The organism is Amycolatopsis sp. lyj-112, assembly GCF_046549055.1.
GTDB lineage: Bacteria > Actinomycetota > Actinomycetes > Mycobacteriales > Pseudonocardiaceae > Amycolatopsis.
In genome coordinates, this window is sequence record NZ_JAJPWS010000009.1 from 148,661 (window position 1) to 166,665 (window position 18,005).

11 protein-coding genes and 4 tRNA genes are annotated in these 18,005 nt (G+C 66.0%); 5 read left to right on the forward strand and 10 right to left on the reverse strand.

The window, feature by feature from the left end; genetic code table 11:
• Positions 1 to 11: 11 nt before the first annotated feature.
• The 5 genes from ACLJRL_RS27565 to ACLJRL_RS27585 all read right to left on the reverse strand — a co-directional run bounded on the left by ACLJRL_RS27565 (position 12) and on the right by ACLJRL_RS27585 (position 6,013).
• Entirely contained in the window at positions 12 to 548 is a 537-nt protein-coding gene (locus ACLJRL_RS27565; protein ID WP_410659200.1) for an HIT family protein, read from the reverse strand.
• Positions 545 to 2,614 (reverse strand): threonine--tRNA ligase, encoded by a 2,070-nt coding sequence (thrS, locus tag ACLJRL_RS27570; protein WP_410659353.1) that lies wholly within the window; start codon positions 2,612 to 2,614, stop codon positions 545 to 547. The genes ACLJRL_RS27565 and thrS overlap by 4 nt, the downstream gene beginning before the upstream one ends.
• A gap of 138 nt (positions 2,615 to 2,752) precedes the next feature.
• Positions 2,753 to 3,367, reverse strand: a complete 615-nt coding sequence (locus ACLJRL_RS27575) for a malonic semialdehyde reductase (RefSeq protein WP_410659201.1) — start codon at positions 3,365 to 3,367, stop codon at positions 2,753 to 2,755.
• A 156-nt stretch (positions 3,368 to 3,523) separates the two neighbouring features.
• A complete protein-coding gene (locus ACLJRL_RS27580) occupies positions 3,524 to 5,050 on the reverse strand; it encodes a sugar transferase (protein WP_410659202.1) in 1,527 nt (508 codons plus the stop codon).
• Between the two features lie 891 nt (positions 5,051 to 5,941).
• Positions 5,942 to 6,013: transfer RNA gene (locus tag ACLJRL_RS27585), tRNA-Val, on the reverse strand.
• Positions 6,014 to 6,412: 399 nt separating this feature from the next.
• Between ACLJRL_RS27585 and ACLJRL_RS27590 the strand changes: the two genes are divergently transcribed.
• The 4 genes from ACLJRL_RS27590 (at position 6,413) to ACLJRL_RS27605 (ending at position 7,218) form a co-directional block, all read left to right on the forward strand.
• Positions 6,413 to 6,838 carry an SsgA family sporulation/cell division regulator gene (locus tag ACLJRL_RS27590; RefSeq protein ID WP_020672550.1) on the forward strand — a complete coding sequence of 142 codons (426 nt, stop codon included), beginning with the start codon at positions 6,413 to 6,415 and terminating at the stop codon, positions 6,836 to 6,838.
• Between the two features lie 135 nt (positions 6,839 to 6,973).
• A tRNA-Gly gene (locus ACLJRL_RS27595) sits at positions 6,974 to 7,046 on the forward strand.
• A gap of 25 nt (positions 7,047 to 7,071) precedes the next feature.
• A tRNA-Cys gene (locus ACLJRL_RS27600) sits at positions 7,072 to 7,142 on the forward strand.
• A 1-nt stretch (position 7,143) separates the two neighbouring features.
• Positions 7,144 to 7,218, forward strand: a tRNA-Val gene (locus ACLJRL_RS27605).
• Positions 7,219 to 7,314: 96 nt separating this feature from the next.
• On the opposite strand, the gene ACLJRL_RS27610 is transcribed toward ACLJRL_RS27605, so the two are convergent.
• Genes ACLJRL_RS27610 through ACLJRL_RS27630 form a run of 5 tightly spaced genes read right to left on the reverse strand, consistent with a single transcriptional unit; the run spans position 7,315 to position 9,236 of the window.
• On the reverse strand, positions 7,315 to 7,560 hold the full coding sequence (locus ACLJRL_RS27610) for a hypothetical protein (RefSeq protein ID WP_410659203.1): 246 nt from the start codon (positions 7,558 to 7,560) through the stop codon (positions 7,315 to 7,317).
• Positions 7,542 to 8,168, reverse strand: coding sequence for a substrate-binding domain-containing protein (locus ACLJRL_RS27615; RefSeq protein WP_410659204.1), 627 nt, complete (start codon positions 8,166 to 8,168; stop codon positions 7,542 to 7,544). Before ACLJRL_RS27615 ends, ACLJRL_RS27610 begins: the two co-directional genes overlap by 19 nt.
• Positions 8,153 to 8,605, reverse strand: coding sequence for a hypothetical protein (locus ACLJRL_RS27620; RefSeq protein ID WP_410659205.1), 453 nt, complete (start codon positions 8,603 to 8,605; stop codon positions 8,153 to 8,155). The genes ACLJRL_RS27615 and ACLJRL_RS27620 overlap by 16 nt, the downstream gene beginning before the upstream one ends.
• Positions 8,606 to 8,625: 20 nt before the next feature.
• Positions 8,626 to 9,054, reverse strand: a complete 429-nt coding sequence (locus tag ACLJRL_RS27625; RefSeq protein ID WP_410659206.1) for a hypothetical protein — start codon at positions 9,052 to 9,054, stop codon at positions 8,626 to 8,628.
• A 17-nt stretch (positions 9,055 to 9,071) separates the two neighbouring features.
• The gene (locus tag ACLJRL_RS27630) at positions 9,072 to 9,236 is read right to left on the reverse strand and encodes a hypothetical protein (protein ID WP_410659207.1); all 165 of its coding nucleotides are present in this window, start codon (positions 9,234 to 9,236) and stop codon (positions 9,072 to 9,074) included.
• 434 nt (positions 9,237 to 9,670) lie between these two features.
• Between ACLJRL_RS27630 and ACLJRL_RS27635 the strand changes: the two genes are divergently transcribed.
• Positions 9,671 to 17,995 carry a SpvB/TcaC N-terminal domain-containing protein gene (locus ACLJRL_RS27635; protein ID WP_410659208.1) on the forward strand — a complete coding sequence of 2,775 codons (8,325 nt, stop codon included), beginning with the start codon at positions 9,671 to 9,673 and terminating at the stop codon, positions 17,993 to 17,995.
• Positions 17,996 to 18,005: the final 10 nt, after the last annotated feature.

Sequence of the window (18,005 nt, forward strand, 5' to 3'; positions counted from 1 at the left end):
CCCGGGCGGACCTACCAGGCGTCCGCCAGCAGCTGCCGGGTCTCCCCCAACAGCTGCGGCAACACCTTCGTGTGACCGATGACCGGCATGAAGTTGGCGTCGCCACCCCACCGAGGCACCACGTGCTGGTGCAGGTGCGCGGCGATCCCCGCGCCCGCGATCACACCCTGGTTCATCCCGATGTTGAACCCGTGCGCCGAAGACACCTCCCGGATCACCCGCATCGCGCGCTGGGTGAACTCGGCCACCTCGACGGTTTCCTCCGGCGTCAGGTCCGTGTAGTCCGCGACATGGCGGTACGGCACGGCCATCAGGTGCCCGGGGTTGTACGGGTAGAGGTTCAGCACCGCGTAGACCGTCTTACCACGCGCGAGGATCAGCGCGTCCTCGTCGCGCTTCTCCGGAAGACGGCAGAACGGACAGCCCTCATCGGGCTTCTTCGCACTCTGCACGTAGGCGAGCCGGTGCGGGGTCCACAGGCGCTGCAACGCGTCCTGGACCCCCACACCGTCCTGTCCGACGACTTCGGGGCCATCGGGTCCCGTCACCGGAGGATCGCCTCCAGGCCCGCCACGGTCGGCGAGGCGTTCTCCCGGCGCTGGACCCAGCCGGCGATCGCCTCGACGGCGTCGGCCACCGAGACACCGTTGATCTGGCCGCCGTCGCGGAACCGGAACGACACCGCGCCCGCCTCGACGTCCTTCGCGCCGGCCAGCACCATGAACGGGACCTTCTGCGTGGTGTGGGTGCGGATCTTCTTCTGCATACGGTCGTCGCTCGCGTCGACGTTGACCCGGATCCCCTTGGCCCGCAGCGCCTTCTCGACCCCGCGCAGGTGCTCCACCTGGCCCTCGGTGATCGGGATCCCGACCACCTGGACCGGCGCGAGCCACGCCGGGAACGCGCCCGCGTAGTGCTCGGTCAGCACGCCGAAGAACCGCTCGATCGAACCGAACAGCGCACGGTGGATCATCACCGGACGCTGACGGCTGCCGTCGCCGGCGGTGTATTCGAGCTCGAACTTCTCGGGGAGCATGAAGTCCAGCTGGATGGTCGACATCTGCCAGGTGCGGCCCAGCGCGTCCTTCGCCTGCACGGAGATCTTCGGCCCGTAGAACGCCGCGCCACCCGGATCCGGCACCAGTTCGAGCCCGGAGTCCTCGGCCGCGGTGCGCAGTACCTCGGTCGCCTCGGCCCACACTTCTTCGGAACCGATGTACTTCTCTTCGTTCCGAGTGGACAGTTCGAGGTAGAAGTCGTTGAGACCGTAGTCGCGCAACAGGTTCAGCACGAAGTCCAAAAGGGACTTCAGCTCACCGGGGACCTGCTCCAAGGTGCAGAAGATGTGCGCGTCGTCCTGCGTCATGCCCCGGACGCGGGTGAGCCCGTGGATCACGCCGGACTTCTCGTAGCGGTACACCGAGCCGAATTCGAACATCCGCAGCGGCAGTTCGCGGTAGGAACGCCCTCGCGAGCGGAAGATCAGGTCGTGGAACGGGCAGTTCATCGGCTTGAGGTAGTAGTCCTGGCCGGGCTTGCGGACCGTGCCGTCCTCGTTGTGCTCGGCATCGAGGTGCATCGCCGGGTACATGCCGTCGCGGTACCAGTCGAGGTGACCGGAGGTCTCGAAGAGCGCGCCCTTGGTGATGTGCGGCGAGTAGACGAAGTCGTACCCGGCCTCGACGTGCCGCTGGCGCGAGTAGTTCTCCATCTCCTGCCGGATGATCCCGCCCTTGGGATGGAACACGGGCAGCCCCGAGCCGATCTCGTCGGGGAAGGAGAACAGGTCGAGCTCGACCCCCAGCTTGCGGTGGTCGCGGCGCTCGGCCTCGGCCAGGCGCTCCAGGTAGACCTCCTGCGCCTCGGCGGATTCCCACGCGGTGCCGTAGATCCGCTGCAGCTGCGGGTTCTTGTCGTTGCCGCGCCAGTACGCGGCGGCGACGCGGGTGAGCTTGAACGCCGGGATGAACTTGGTGGTCGGCACGTGCGGGCCGCGGCAGAGGTCACTCCACACGCGCTCCTTGGTGCGCGGGTCGAGGTTGTCGTAGATCGTCAGCTCGCCGCCGCCGACCTCCATCACCTCGGAAGTGTCCACAGTGGAGTCTTCGGACTTGAGGTCGACGAGTTCGAGCTTGAACGGCTCGTCGGCCAGTTCCTTCTTGGCCTCGTCGACCGAGTCGAAGACGCGGCGAGAGAACTGCTGCGAGCCCTTCACGATCTGCTTCATGCGCTTTTCCAGCGCCTGCAGGTCTTCCGGGGTGAACGGCGTGTCGATGGCGAAGTCGTAGTAGAAGCCGTCCTTCACCGGCGGGCCGATGCCGAGCTTGGCCTGCGGGAACTGCTGCTGCACGGCCTGCGCGAGCACGTGGGCGGCCGAGTGGCGGATGACGCTGCGGCCGTCCTCGGTGTTCGCCGCGACGGCCTCGACCTCGACCTCGGATTCGGGCGCCCAGGTGAGGTCGCGGAGTTGCCCTTCGGCGTCGCGCACGACGACGATCGTGTCCGGCCCCTTGGTCGGCAGCCCGGCTTCGCGGACCGCGGAGCCCGCCGTAGTGCCCGCCGGCACCACCACGCGCGGGGCGGTTGCGGCTGCTACTGACGACGGCTGGGACACGATGGACTCCTCGCGGTGAAAGCGGATGGTCCGTGTGATGTTAGTCGTCACGTACGGCACCGCTCACGCGCATTACCCCAAGCACCACGAAGGCCTCCTCCCATTGGAAGAAGGCCTTCGCGTTATCGAGCGACGAGGTCAGGCGGTCTCGACGACCTCGTCGAAGTCCAGTCGCGGCAGGCGGTCGAACCAGGGGTTGTCGCCCGGCTTGCCGACATTGATCACGACGAGGGACTTCCACGGCTTGTCCGCGAAGAACTCCTTGTCGATGCCTTCGCTGTCGAAGCCGGTCATCGGGCCGGCGGCCAGCCCGGCGGCGCGGACGCCGATGATGAAGTAGCCGACCTGCAGCAGGGCGTTGAGCTTCGCGACCTCGACGCGGCTCGCCTCGTCGGCGAACAGGTCCTTCGCGCCGGGGAAGTGCGGGAACACGCGCGGGAGGTTCTCGTGGAACTCGGTGTCGGCGGCCAGCACGACGGTCACCGGCGCGGCGTCGGTCTTCGCGCGGTTGCCCTCGGACATCAGCGGGGAGAGGCGCTTCTTGCCCTCTTCGGTGCGGATGACCAGCGCGCGCAGCGGCTGGTTGTTCATCGACGTCGGGGCCCACTTGACCAGTTCGTAGATCGCGCGGATCTGCTCGTCGGTCACCGGCTCGTCGCTGAAGTTGTTCGCGGTGCGTGCTTCGCGGAACAACAGGTCCTGGACCTCCTGCGAGAGGTTCAGGGCTTCGGTCGGCTCAACGATGGTGGTCATGATGTGGATCTTCCTTCCGGTGCGCTTCCTGTACCCGTCCCAACCTAGTTGAGCGCTGAACTATTTCGAGTTCAACTACTTCTGGCTATGGAGTGGATCACAAGAACGGCCGCCGTCCCGAGGGGGAACGGCGGCCGGAGAGCCTGAAGGAGCTGCTCAGTAAGCCCCGCGGCCGTGCAAGACGGCCCGGAAGGTCTTCCAGAGGATCACCAGGTCCAGGGCGAGGGACCAGTCCTCGACGTAGCGGAGGTCGAGGCGGATGCTCTCGGCCCAGCTGAGATCGCTGCGACCGCTGACCTGCCAGAGCCCGGTCAGGCCCGGCTTCACCAGCAGACGGCGCCGCGCGTCGGGGGCGTACTTCGCGGTCTCCTCCGGCAACGGCGGCCGGGGGCCGACGAGGGACATGCGGCCGCTGACGACGTTGAACAGCTGCGGCAGCTCGTCGAGGGAGTAGCGGCGCAGCATCCCGCCGACCTTGGTGATCCGCGGGTCGTTGCGCATCTTGAACAGCGGCCCCGCGCCTTCGTTGTCCGCCTCGAGATCCCGCTTGAGCCGGTCGGCGTCGGTGACCATGGTGCGGAACTTCAGCATGGTGAAGGTGTGGCCGTCGCGGCCGACGCGGCGCTGCCGGTAGATGACCGGGCCGCGGTCGTTGAGCTTGATCGCGACCGCGATCACCAGCAGCAGCGGGGAAAGCAGGGAAAGGATCAGGGTCGAGCCCGCCCGGTCGAGCACTTCCTTCACCAGACGGCGGCCGCCGGTGAACATCGGCGCGCTGACCCGCAGCAGCGGCATGCCCAAAACGCCGGAGACGTTCAGCCGAGGGCCGGCGACCTCCATCAGCACCGGGGCGACCACCATCTCCGCGGAGGTGCCTTCGAGGTCCCAGGCGAGCCGCTGCAGGCGCTTCGGGTTCCAGTGCTGGTCCGCGGTCACCGCGACCACCCGGTACCCGCCACGGCGGACGTGGCCCGCGAGGTCGTCGAGTTTCCCGACGACCGGGACACCTTCGACCTCGCCGCTCCCCCGCTCCGCGCCGGCGCCGGTGAAGGTGCAGACGGCCTCGACCCGCCAGCCGACATGAGGATCGGCCTTGGTGCGGCTGATGAGATCGGCGACCGTGTCGGGGTTTCCGGCCGCGAGCACCGGCAGCAGGCATTCGCCGAGACGGCGGCGACGGTGGAGCACCTGTCTCAGGAGGTACCGCTGCAGGAAGGCGAAGACCGAGATCATCGGGACGACGATGAAGACCCACGGCTGCACCGCGAGCGCGCCGAAGAGCAAGCCTCCCAACGCGACGAGCACCGCGGCGGTGACCAGGCCCCGGCCGAGCGTCCGGTACTCCTCCGCGCCTTCGCCCAGCACCCGCGGGCTCCAGGCGCGGCAGACCGACAGCCCGAACAGGAAAGCGGCGGCGGTGCCGAGCGCGTGCATGTCGTGCGGGTCGGACCGATCGATCAGGAAGGCGCTCATCGCGATGAGCACGAACGCGGTGAAAACGTCACTGCCGATGACCCAGGCGCGATAGCGCGATTCCCAAGCCGCGTAAGGCGGACGCGCCGACGTGGTGTCGACCGCGGCGGCCACACCCGTTCCCCGTTGCGGGGGAAGCGGGATGGCTTGAAGGTCGATGTGCTGCGGCGTCCCGCTCACGGTGGACGACGACCGCACCGACTCTTCCATCAGACCTCCCGAAGTGGGGACTCCGAACGCCGGATCAACACGCTGAGTGAATGAGAGTGATTTCGAAGAGTGATCGATTCTCACAGTCCAGCAGCGTCCGATGGGGCGACATACGCCAAGGTATCGGCCACTCTCCGGCCATCGTTACAAGGGTTTCCAGCCACATCCTGTGCGAGCTTCCGGCAAATGAATGCCATATTGATAACGAGATGATGACGATGCGTAATAGTCCGTATCCCTCGGACAACTACGCAACGTAGTCACGAATTCCCCGATTCCCGTGCACTTGGAGCACCACGCGCCCGAACGGCCGAACAGCCCTGGAAACTCCACAGTGGACGGTGCAGGGAACTCGATCTCCCGCCGGTCCAAAGTGGATTCCGAGCCTCCGGAGGACCCGGGCCCGCCGAGCCGGCCGACCGCGCGGCGATCTACCTTGTCAATCGGTCACCAGGGTGGCGTTTCGTCACATCACGTCAGCGTCACGGCGAAGCCGTCACCGGAGCCGGAAGAGTGAGGTGCCCCCGGGTGCCCCGCGTCACAAAAGCCGTGGTCTGGACCTTCTCACAGGGCACCCAGTGCCGAGGATCACAATGTTGTCTCGAAGGGTGCCGACTACGACAACTTCGCCGCGTTCCGCAGACATGAAGACGTATGTCCACACCGGTCGGACGGGCTCTCGTCGAAGACCCCTGAAGCGCCGCGTCCAAGCCATCGACGGCACGACGCCAAGATCGCGCGACTCTATTGGGATGGTTCGCGACGGTAGAACTGCCGCCCCCACATATCTCGCGTCCGACCTGGGGATCGGTTACCGCCGGACGGCTGCGTGGCGCCGACCCCGGCAAAGAAGCAAGGCCCCGAACCTTGTGGTCCAGGGCCTTCATCAGGTGGGCGATACTGGGATCGAACCAGCGACCTCTTCGGTGTGAACGAAGCGCTCTCCCGCTGAGCTAATCGCCCGCTCGCGGTGTTGTCGCGACTCTACCTCACAACTTTCGGGGGCCTGCAAACGGGTGGTTCGCGATGACCACACTCTGCTCACCAGCAAATACGGAGCGAACAACCACGAGCTAGCCGGGGCTATCGGGGCCTGGGGCCGCCTGCGACGCGCTTCGACATTCGTGCGACGGTGCTATCGCGCGTCGACTAAACCGCGCAATATGTACATGTGGACTGCCTGCAGGGCGCATGTAGGGCTGCGCGTCGCGCGGGTGATGATGGGGTGACGGAGTCAAGATCGGGGTCCGATGACCCCGACCGGGTGATCTGCGGCGAAACCGCGATCCGATCGGCCGGTTGATGCGTCACATCATCGCCACTCGGTTCGACCGGGCCGGGAAGGAGACGAAGGGTAGGACGATGCGCAACGATCACGTGACGCTCCGCTCGACGGCGGTGTTCGACCTCCTGGCGCCGCGGACACCCGCGGTGCCGGTCAAGGTGGAACTGCGATACGACACACGCGACCCCTACGCGGTCGTCGCAGCCTTCCGCACCGGCCGCGCCGGCTGGGTCGAGTGGGTCTACGCGCGCGATCTCCTCGCCGACGGCCTTCTGGCCGACGCCGGCGATGGCGACGTACGCATCCGCCCCTCCGTCGAAGACCCCGAGTCCGTCCTCATCGAGCTGAACTCGCCTTCGGGGCACGCCATGTTCGAGGCGTCCGCCCAGGAGCTCGCCGACTTCCTCGACCGGACCTACGACGTCGTGCTGCCGGGCAACGAGCACCTGTGGGTCGACGTCGACGACGCGCTCACTCACCTCATTCCCAACGATTTGTCCTGATAACAGACTTGCGAACACGAAGTGGCACCCCGGTTGCGGAGCCGTTTTCGAAGTCGGATAGTGTTCACACACACCACGGCGACGAGGTGAGGCGCAGAACCGCGAGGTTCTCACCTCTGATCCAACCGAGGATGTGCGGATGTAGCGCAGCTGGTAGCGCATCACCTTGCCAAGGTGAGGGTCGCGGGTTCGAATCCCGTCATCCGCTCGGTAGGCCCTCTCGGGCCTGACACGGTGGAGTGGCCGAGAGGCGAGGCAACGGCCTGCAAAGCCGTGTACACGGGTTCGAATCCCGTCTCCACCTCGCGCGATTAGCTCAGCGGGAGAGCGCTTCCCTGACACGGAAGAGGTCACTGGTTCAATCCCAGTATCGCGCACCATCTGTTTAAGCAGGTCAGAAGCCCTGTCCCTCCTCGGAGGGGCGGGGCTTCAGTCGTTAAAAGGCGATGGCCTTCGGAGCCGTCTCCAACTGCCCGTCACGGAAGGTGGCGTGCAGGTGCGGGAACCACTTCCCCCAGCTTCGTCCGTCCACTCGGCATCAGCAGGGTCACGTGGTCATAAGGCTGCACCACCACAGCGGACCGCGAGTGCTCCGCCTCGCTCCCGTCCCACACCGGCCGCCAGTAGCGGTTACGGCAGTTCGACCGCCGCAACGGCGCACCCTCGGCACTGCAGAGCACGAACGGGAAACTGTGACTGTCGATCAACTCTTCGTAGAACACTCATGCCGCTGCTGACCGACCAACTCACCCCACCGGGACCCGGTGTAGAAGTCCAGCACCCGAGCACGAGCCCCGCGAGACCGAGCCCGCTCTCGTAGAGACGCATCGCCGCGCGTAGTGCCTGCACCGGCGTCGCGACAAGGTTCATGATCAGGTTCTGCGCCGCGACCGCGCCTGCCGCGCCGATACTCTGGACGTCGTAGGCGGCCGCCGACCGAGCCGGGCTGCACCTGGCCGCGCGATTCGGCGGCCTTGACCGTCTGCCCGACGGTGATCGAGTTGAGGTCGAAAGTGACCATGAAGCCGCAGAGCTTGCCCTGTTGCTGCTGGAGCACCGATTCAGCGGCCGCCTGCGCCTGTACGTTCTGGAACTGCGAGTGGGCGACGAGGACCTTGTAGCCCGCCTGTTCCACGACGTCCTTGATCCCCTGGTTCCACAGGATCGACGCCGGGTCGTTGCCAGGGCCGTCGATGATCGAGATCGTCTTCGGCGCGTTGCGGCCGTCGCAATCGGACATCGCGCGTTTGGCGATCGACTGTGCCGCACCGTAGACGTCGACACCGACGAAGGCGTCGCCGAGCCGGGCGGACATCATGTTGAGCACCACCGTGTAGATACCGGCCTTTGTGCCCGGTCGATGGCGTTGTCGAGCGGGCCCAGATCCTGGTTCTGCAGCACCAGAACGTCGGCCGCCTTGCGCGCGGTCAGGTCCTTGATGGTGCTGATCATCCGGTCGCTGCTGAAGTTCGAGTCGTACACCTTGAACTCGGCGCCGAGTTTGTCGAAGGTGCGCTGCATCGTCGTGCCGCAGTTCTCCGTGAGCTGGTAGCCCTTGACGAGGATCGGCACGAACGCGACCTTCTTGCCCTTCATCGTGTCGAGGGCCTTCTGTCGCGCGGGCATCAGCTCCACAGTGGACCCGAACGCCTGGTTCCCGTTGCCGGACTGGGCTTCCGAAGAACCGTTGTCGACGGAGCTGCTCGCGACGGCGGTGGCCGTCACCGCGGCCAGCACGAGGGCGACGATCTTCTTGGGGAGTTTCATGGTTCCGTTCCCGTTCCCGTTCACGGTTCGCCGGATTTCTCGGTTTCGTCGTTGCGCGGATGCAGCCACGCGTCGAACGCGATCGCGGCAGCGAGGACGCCGTTGACCAGGCCGATCGCCAGCGCGGTCATCAGGGCGATCGCCTGCCGTTCGGGCATGCCGCGGTCGATGAACGCCAGCGTCGCCTGCGCGCATCCCAGGCCGATGCCCGCCACGGACAGATCGAGTCCCTTGCCGAGGATCACGATCGACTGGCCGATGGCCAGGATGCCGAACGCCGCCGACAGGTTCAGGATGCCGGCGAAGTTCCCGGTGCTCAGGAAGTTCGCCGTGGTCAGGCCGCCGGCCAGCGCCAGCAGGACGGTGATCGCGAGGACCGGATAGGTCTGGTCGTAGCCACCCAGGCGCGCGCGAAGCGACCCGCGTGGCTTCGTTGCCACAGTAGTCATGGAAATCCCGTACTCGGTCAGGAGGGAAGGCCCGGGCGGAGCCGTTTCGTGAACTCGGTGACGTCCTCGACATTCCGCAGGTCGAACCTGCCGGTCTCGCGCGCCGACAGGACGTCGCTGCATGTACGCCGTCCGGACACCTCGGCGTGGGCCGTGCCGGCGGCGGCTGCAGTTGCGACCACGAATACAGTCCCAGCACCAGCAAACTACCTTGCAGGACAGGTGTTCCGTCCATACCGAGCACGGTTCTCCATCACGTCTCGTGAGAGTCCAGGCCGTCATCGACGGCGACGTCACGGAAACGCCGATCGGCTGTGGACGGGTGTTTCATCGAAATTTAATCGACTGTAGATACCTTCGCGGAGAGATCGATGTCTCGGCTTTCAGGTGCATAGGCCGAGCCCAGAGGGGATGCTTCGCCCGAATGCACTACTTGATCACGGCCATTTGATCGATCGCGTTTCCGCACACATCACCGCTCTATCCCGTACGCGACAGCGATTGCTCTTTGACGGGACCACCTTTAGCTGAACCTGTTGATCCACAGGAGGGTCTTGGCATGTCTGCCATCGCGTGGGTTCGTCGTCCGGTGAGGTACCGCCATAAGGCTGTGGTGGTGGCGTTGATCTTGGCGTTGCTGGCGGTAGCGGTCCCGGGGGCTGCTCCGCCGGCCTCGGTGCGCGGGACGGGGCAGGCCTCGGGGGCGGATGGGGCGGTGGCGGCTCCGGAGCATCCGGAGGGGACATCGTTCGATCCCAATCAGATCAAGGACATCAAGGCAGGCGATCCAGGGGCCGGGGTGAACCTGATCGGGCCGCCGGCAGCGAACAGTGCGGGTGATGCGCGACTGTCGTATCCGTTGGAGGTGCCGAAGGGGCGGGCGGGTCTGGAGCCGAAGCTCGCCGTCACCTACAGCTCGGCGGTCACGAACGGCTGGCTGGGTATCGGGTGGGACATCGGCACTCCGACGATCACGGTAGACACCCGGTGGGGTGTACCGCGCTATGACGTCGGCCTGGAGACCGAGACGTACGTACTGGGCGGTGAGCAGCTCACGCCGGTCGCTCATCGGGGCGAGTTGCAGAAGCGGACGGCGGAGAAGGTGTTCCACGCGCGGGTGGAGAGCCGGTTCGACCGCATCGTCCGGCACGGGGACAAACCGGCGAACTACTGGTGGGAGGTCACCGACAAGCAGGGCACGCGGACGGTGTTCGGTGGCGCGGAGAACACCACGCTGGCCGACTCGTCCGGCAACGTCGCGTCGTGGGCGGTGCGCGAGGTCCGTGACACCAACGACAATGTCATGCGTTACCACTATGCCCGGGTGGAAGACGGCGGCACCGGGAAGTCGACGGTGCCGGGTAGCAACCTGTATCCGCGGCGGATCACCTACACCGGACACGGTGCGACCGAGGGCAAATACTCGGTGACGTTCCTGCGCGACCGGGACCGGGGTGAACCTCGCCGCGGCGATGTGCAAATCGACGCCCGGGGCGGGTTCAAGAAGGTGACCGCCGATCTGCTGCGGCGGGTTGAGGTCAAGCTGGACGACCAGCTGATCCGGGCCTACGAACTGAACTACCGGGCAGGCGCGTTCGCGAAGACGTTGCTGGCGTCGGTGTCGCAGTTCGGCGAGGACAACAAGCTGTTCAACACCCACTCGTTCGACTACTTCGACGACGTCCGGGACAAGGCGGGCAGCTACACCGGGTTCGCTGACACCGCCGGTTGGTCGGTCCCGGATGACGACCTGGGCGTGAACATCCGTGAAGGTGAGGCGAGTGCGATCTCGGCGAACACCTCCGTCGGGTTCGGCGCGCACTTGTTCGCCGGCTACAACGTGCAGGGGCTGCCGGTCAAGCAGGGTGGCGTCGGGCTGAAGGTCGGGTTCAACGCCGGCCAGTCCGATGGCCTGTCGGCGCTGGTGGACGTGAACGGCGACAACCTGCCGGACAAGGTTTTCCGCAAGAACAACGACGTGTATTACCGCCCCAATCTGAGCACCCCGGGGGGTGAACCGAAGTTCGGTGACACGCCGATCAGGTTGCGCGACCTCCCGGGGATCTCGACCGAGCGGACGTTGTCGGGCACGATCGGCGTCGAGGCGTTCGTCGCCGCTATCGCCGCGCAGCTGGACTTCGTGGGGACCACGACCACGTCGGATCGGTTCTTCAGCGACGTCAACGGTGACGGCATCACTGACCTGGTCAACAACGGCGGCGTGTTGTTCGGCTACCTGGACGCCAACGGGCAGCCCGCCTACAGCGCGGATTCCACCCGCACCCCGGTGCCGGTCGGCGGTGGCGCGGTGACCGGCGAGATCGTCGGTGACCAGACCGCGCAGTTCAACCAGCAGGTCGACAACTCGCCGCTGCTGGACTCGGTGCGCCGCTGGGTCGCGCCGTTCGACGGCACGGTCCGCGTCGACGGCCCGGCGCAACTGACCGCGGACCCCTCGCCTGCGCGCGCCGCGTACACCAAAGCCGACGGTGTGCGGATCGCCATCCAGGCCAAGGACAGCGAACTCTGGGCGCAACGAATCGGTCCGGACGACCACACTGAGTTCACCCCGGCCAATGTGTCGGCGATCGCGGTGAAGAAGGGCGACGCGCTCTACTTCCGCACACAGTCCATTCTGGACGGGAAGTACGACACGGTGGCGTGGGATCCGGCGATCACCTACACCGACCTGGCGGCCGGTACTGACGTGAACGGGTTGGCGAACACCGTGTTCCGTGCGTCGGCGGACTTCACGCTCGGCGGCCGCTCGTCGCAGGTGATGGTGCCGGTGACCGGCAAGCTTCGGCTGACCGGCGACGTGGTCAAGAGCAAGGCGACCTCGGATGACGTGACCGTGGTGATCACGAAGGGCAACGGGGTGCACGCTCCGGCGGAGGTGTTCCGCAAGGTTCTGCCTGCTGATTCGACCGGGACCACCAAGATCGACATGAGTCTCCCGGTCAGCCAGTTCGAGAAAATGTCATGGCACATCAGGACCGACTCCTCGATCGACGTTTCCGCGATGTCCTGGGTACCGAAGGCGCACTACACGGAGGCGCCGGGAGTGGAGTCGCTGGTCGACGACAAGGGTCAGCCGACCCTGGTGATCAGCCCGCCGTTCGACCTGGACATGTACCCCGCCGACACCCTCACGGCGCCGCAGCAGACCTACAAGGTGACCAAGACCGGCAAGCTGCGGATCCGGCCGGGCGTAAAGCTCAACTTCGGCCTGACCGGGGCGACCAAGATCGCGTTCACCGTCAAGAAACGCGGCGGGCAACTGCTGGGCAAGCGGGTCGTCGACATCGTCAACGGGCAGTACGGCTCGCCCGGCCAGGACCTGGACGTGGTCGTCCCGGTCACCCAAGGCGACGAGCTGTATTTCGACCACTCCACAACGGATTCCAACCTGTTCGGCTTGGTCGCCGAACAGTCCGCGAAGGTCACCTACGATCTCTCGTCCCCATGGCCGACGTTCAGCCCGGCGCCGAGCGCGGCACACGGCTCCGCTCAGCAGGGTGCGTTCCCGCAGCCCTACCGCGGCTGGGGTGTGATCGGCTACCAGGCCAACCGCGACCGCGCCACTCAGCCCATCAAGCAGGCCGAGCTCGCGATCGACCAGAGCTTCAAGAACGCCCTTCCCAAGGAACCCAAGGAAGCCGACATCCCGGGGTTCGCCGCGAATCCCCGGATCGCCATGCCCCGGCTGGCGATCTTCGCTCCGAACCCGGCCAAAGGCGGCTGGGCCGCGCAGGACGAGTCGTCCTGGTTCACCGCCACCATGGCGACCAGTTCCCGGCTCGGCGCGGACACCATCGACGTGGTCACCGACGCCGATGTCGCCGGTGACCGCACTGTGATGCGTCGCGGCGTGACCGGTCAGGTGTCCGGCACGCTGTCCGCCGGTCCGTTCGGGGGCACGGTCGTCGGTGGGATCACCGCAGGTTCTGTCGACTACGTTGACCTCAACGGTGACCGCTTTCCCGATGTCGTCGGCGCCAAGGAGATCCAGTTCACCGACATGAACGGTGGGCTCGGCGCTCGACGCGGCACGCTCGGCGGCAACGTCCGCGAGTCAGACAACGTGTCCGGCAACGTGTCGTACTCCGCCGGCAGTGAGTCGGCCACCTTTGCCAGCGCACAGGGCCTGGCCGCTCCGGAGGCCGGGAGCAGCAACAACACCGCCACCTCCGGACCGGTACAACCGGCGCTCGGAATCGGTGGCAGCGTCGGCGGCGGCGAGTCCGACACCCGCGTCGACCTCGTCGACATCAACGGCGACGGTCTACCGGACAAGGTCTTCGCCAACGGCGACGCCCAACTCAACCTCGGCTACAGCTTCGCCGCCAGGGAACCCTGGTCAGCGGGACCGATCAACGACTCCTCCACTCGCAACCTCGGCGTCAACCTCGGGTTCAACGTCGACAACTACGGCTTCGCCGGTGGACTGTCCGCCGAACTGGGCACTTCGATCACCAACGCGAGCATGCTCGACGTCAACGGCGACGGTCTCACCGACCGCGTCTTCACCGATGGCGCCAATTCGATCAAGGTGGCCATCAACACCGGCACCGGCTTCACCGCCCCCACTCCGTTCCGCGGCAGCTTCACCGATATCGCCGTGGACAAGAACGCCACTCTCGGCGCGGGCGTCTACTTCACGTTCCCTGTCCCCACCCCGATCGGCACGTTCGTCTTCAACCCCGGCGTCAACGCCTCCACCGGCATCAGCCGCGCCGAGATCGGCCTGCGTGACATCAACGGCGACGGCCTGGCCGACCATGTCAAATCCACCCGGGACAACGAGCTTCTGGTCGCGGTCAACAAAACCGGCCGTACGAACCTGCTCCGCACGGTGACCCGCCCAATGGGCGGGCGCATCGACCTCGACTACACCCGCACCGGCAACACCCAGGCCATGCCCGAATCCCGCTGGGTCATGTCCCGTACCACGGTGTCCGACGGCCATCCCGGCGACGGAGCCGACACCCAGCTCACCACCTACCGCTACGAACACGGCAAGTACGACCGGCTCGAACGCGAATTCCACGGCTTCGGCAAGGTCATCACCGAAACCCGCGACCCGGGGGCCGGCGACGCGCTCTACCGGACCAAGACCGAGGAATACCGCACCGACAGCCACTACACGCGAGGGCTGCTTGCCCGCACCCTGACCAGCGACAGCGCGGGCAAGCCGTATCTGGAGTCCGTCAACACCTACCAGCTCCGTGACGTCGTCGACGGCGGTCCGCCGCAACCGGCCAGTGTGTTCGCGCAGCTGACCAGGGTGGACAAACACTTCTACGAAGGTGCGGCCACACCCGGTAAGTCCACCCACGTCGAGATGTCCTACGACGAGTACGGGAACCTGATCCGGTCGCTCGACGTGGCCGATGACGGCGCCGCCGACGACGTGGAAACCACCTACGGCTACAGCGCGTCCGACCCGGCCTGCCGTGACCGCAACATCGTCGGCACCGCCAACCTGCTCAAGCAGCGCGGGACCGTCGGCGACACCGTGTCACGACATCGTGAATCCACAGTGGACTGTAGAAACGGCGCGGTACGGCAAATCCGCCAGTACCTCACAGGCACCACCTCGGCCGACACCGATATGGAGTACTACCCGGACGGGAACCTGAAATCGGTCACCAAGCCGGCCAACCGGACCGGTCAGCGGTACCAGCTGGAGTACGGCTACGACACCGTCGTCGGCGTCCACATCGAGTCCATCGTGGACAGTTTTGGGTTACGATCCGGCGCGACGCACAACCTCAAGTACGGTCAGACGGAGCGCACCACCGACCAAAACGGCCAGCAGGTACTACGCGGCTATGACAACGTCGGGCGCATAGACACCGTCACCGGACCGTATGAGATCGGGTCGGGCAAGGTCACGATCGACTTCGACTACCACCCCGAAGCCGTCGTTCCCTACGCCACCACCCGGCACCTCGACCGCGATGCCGGTGGCGTGCGCGAGGACACCATTGACACGGTCACCTTCACCGACGGCCTCAGCCGTGTCCTGCAGGTCAAGAAGGACGCGTCGGTAGCGGACACCCCGGGCGAGACACCGCGTGAGGTGATGGTCGTGTCGGGGCGGTCGACATTCGACTTCGTCAGCCGGGCGATCGAGCAGTACCACCCGACAACCGAAGCCAAGGGCTCCGGCGACATCACGTTCAACAACGGCCGTGACGCGGTGGCCCCGACGAAGACCTCGTTCGACGTGCTCGATCGCACCACCCGGACGATCCTGCCGGACGGTGTGACGACAACGGAGGCCTACGGGTTCGGTCCGGACCGCGGCGGCGTGAAGCGGTTCGAGACGATCACCACCGACGGCAACGACAAACAACACCGTACCTACGCGGATGTGCGTGAGCTGATCACCGCGGTCAAGGAATTCAACCCGGCGGGCGGGCAGCCGGTGATCTGGACCAGCTACGGCTACGACGCGCTCGGCCAGATCAGCACCGTGGTGGATGACAAGAACAACACCACTCGAGCCGAGTACGACGGCCTAGGTGCTCGTACCGTGTTGGAGAGCCCGGACACGGGACGGACCGAGGCTCGGTATGACTTGGCCGGCAACCTGACCGCCAGGGTCACCGCGAACCTGCGTCAGGCAGGTACGGCCGTGGAGTACGACTACGACCACAATCGCCCGACGCGGGTGCGGTACCCGAACTTCCCTGGCAACAATGTCACCTACGCCTACGGCGCCCCGGGCGCGGCCGACAACACGGCAGGCCGGATCACGGAAACCCGCGACGCCGCAGGCACAAAAACCCACGCCTATGGCCCGCAGGGCGAAACCACCCGGGAAACCCGCATCATCAAGATCGCCGGACAAGCGGACCGCGGCTACACCACCAAGTGGCGCTACGACGCGTTCAACCGCGTCCTGCAAATGACCTACCCGGACGGCGAGGTCCTGCGCTACGACTACGACACCGCAGGCCAGGTCACCCGCGCAACCGGGGTCAAAAACGGCACCGACTACATCTACCTCGGTCGCCTCGACTACGACAAGTTCGGCCAGAAGGTGCTGCAGCAGGCCGGAAACGGGGTGCGCACCACCTACACCTACGACCAGGACGACCGGCGGTTGGCGAACCTGAAGTCGCAGCAGCCCAACGGGTCGGACTTCCAGAACAGCACCTACACCCGCGACAAGGCCGGCAACATCACGAAGCTGACCAACACCCCAGACCCCGGCCAGAAGATCGGCGGGCCCTCGACGCAGTACTACCGCTACGACGACCTCTACCAACTCGTCGGCGCCGACGGCGAATACACCAACAAGAACAGCCAGAAAGACAAGTACACGCTGGCGTTGGGCTACGACTCCATCCATAACACCACAACCAAAACCCAGCACCACGAGATCACCCCGGCCGCCGGCCCGTCTCAGGTCTCCGCCGCGCGAGCAGGCGATTCGTCGCTGTCCGGCCCGATCAAGTCAGTCGCCGACGCGACCGACACGGCCGGGGTCCAGGAGAAGACCAGCTACGACTACGAGTACACCTACGCCACCGGAAAACCGCACGCACCCGGCAAAGTCGGCCCGATCACCCAGGCCTACGACGCAGGCGGCAATCTCACCGAAACGGTGGACACCACGGCAGGCGGGACACGACGCCAGTTCGTGTGGGACGAGGAGAACCGGCTCGCTTGCAACCACGACACCGCCACCGCCACCGCCACCATCCCCCAGAACCCGGCCGGTTGCGATGGTGCCACCGTCCGCTACGCCTACGACGACAAGGGCGGCCGGGTCGTCAAGAACGGCGACGGCCTGCACCTCTATCCAAGCCGTAACTACAGCGAACGCGACGGCACCGGTTTCAAGCACATCTTCATCGGTGACAATCGCCTGACCACCAAGACCGTCGAACCGGACGCCACCCGCGAAACCACACAGTCCTACTTCCACGCCGACCACGTCGGCTCCTCCGGGTACGTCACCGACGCGCAGGGCAACGTCACCGAACACCTGGGGTACTTCGCCTTCGGTGAAACCTGGGTCCAGGAGCACGCGGGCCAATCCGGCACCCCGACGCCCTACCGGTACTCCGGCAAGGAAATGGACGAGGAAACCGGCCTCTACAACTACGGCGCCCGCTACTACAACCCGAGAACCCAGCTATGGGCCGGCGCGGACCCCGCCTTGGCCGATTACCTGGACAGCGACGTCGCCGGCGGTATCCACGAACCCCGAAATCTCGCCACCTACACCTACGCCCACAACAACCCGGTCAACCGTACCGACCCCACCGGCAAATACGTCGAGCTTGTCCCCGCGGTCCCCGCGCTCGCAACGCCCGTCGGCGTCGCCGTCCTGGGCACCATCACGATCGCCGGCGTGCTGTATGCCATCTGGAACATAGAAGGAGGGGGAAGCGGTCAACCTGCCGGCTGTAACGGGAATCCTCCCCGCGCATGTCCGCCCACCAACCCCACGACGCCCCCGGCACCGACCACCGCAGCGCCGCCCAACCCCACACGCCCGCCACCACCGCCGCCTGCTGGGACGTCGGATGACGATGACGACGACTACGTCGATTTCGCCCACGGAGCCACCACGGAATCCGCGACGGATATCATGACAAATGGGCTCAGTAAGGCCAAATCCCTGCAGAACCTGGTCGGTTCCCAAGATCCCGGGAGTTTCTACACGATCCGCATTGACCCAGCTGACCCGATGGCGGCACTGCAAACGGCCGCGTCCTGGGGCTCACGCCACAAACCAGGACCCTGGAGCGTCTTGGTCTTGAGCCTGCCCGCGCACGCCGTCGATTCCCTGGAGGCGGCGGGGCTCCTCCGGACCGACTACACTCCATATCAGTCGGTCTTCAAGCCGGAGTCGTTTCCCATAATCGCCGCACTGTTGGCCAGTGGCGAAGCACGTTGGTCCATATACCCCGCGGGGTGAGGTGCGCGAT

Bases quoted from the DNA above. Each gene is read 5' to 3' on its own strand.
- ACLJRL_RS27575 (WP_410659201.1), bottom strand. From the start codon at position 3,367: ATGACCACCATCGTTGAGCCGACCGAAGCCCTGAACCTCTCGCAGGAG.
- ACLJRL_RS27625 (WP_410659206.1), bottom strand. From the start codon at position 9,054: ATGACTACTGTGGCAACGAAGCCACGCGGGTCGCTTCGCGCGCGCCTG.
- ACLJRL_RS27620 (WP_410659205.1), bottom strand. From the start codon at position 8,605: ATGAAACTCCCCAAGAAGATCGTCGCCCTCGTGCTGGCCGCGGTGACG.
- ACLJRL_RS27580 (WP_410659202.1), bottom strand. From the start codon at position 5,050: ATGGAAGAGTCGGTGCGGTCGTCGTCCACCGTGAGCGGGACGCCGCAG.
- ACLJRL_RS27590 (WP_020672550.1), top strand. From the start codon at position 6,413: ATGCGCAACGATCACGTGACGCTCCGCTCGACGGCGGTGTTCGACCTC.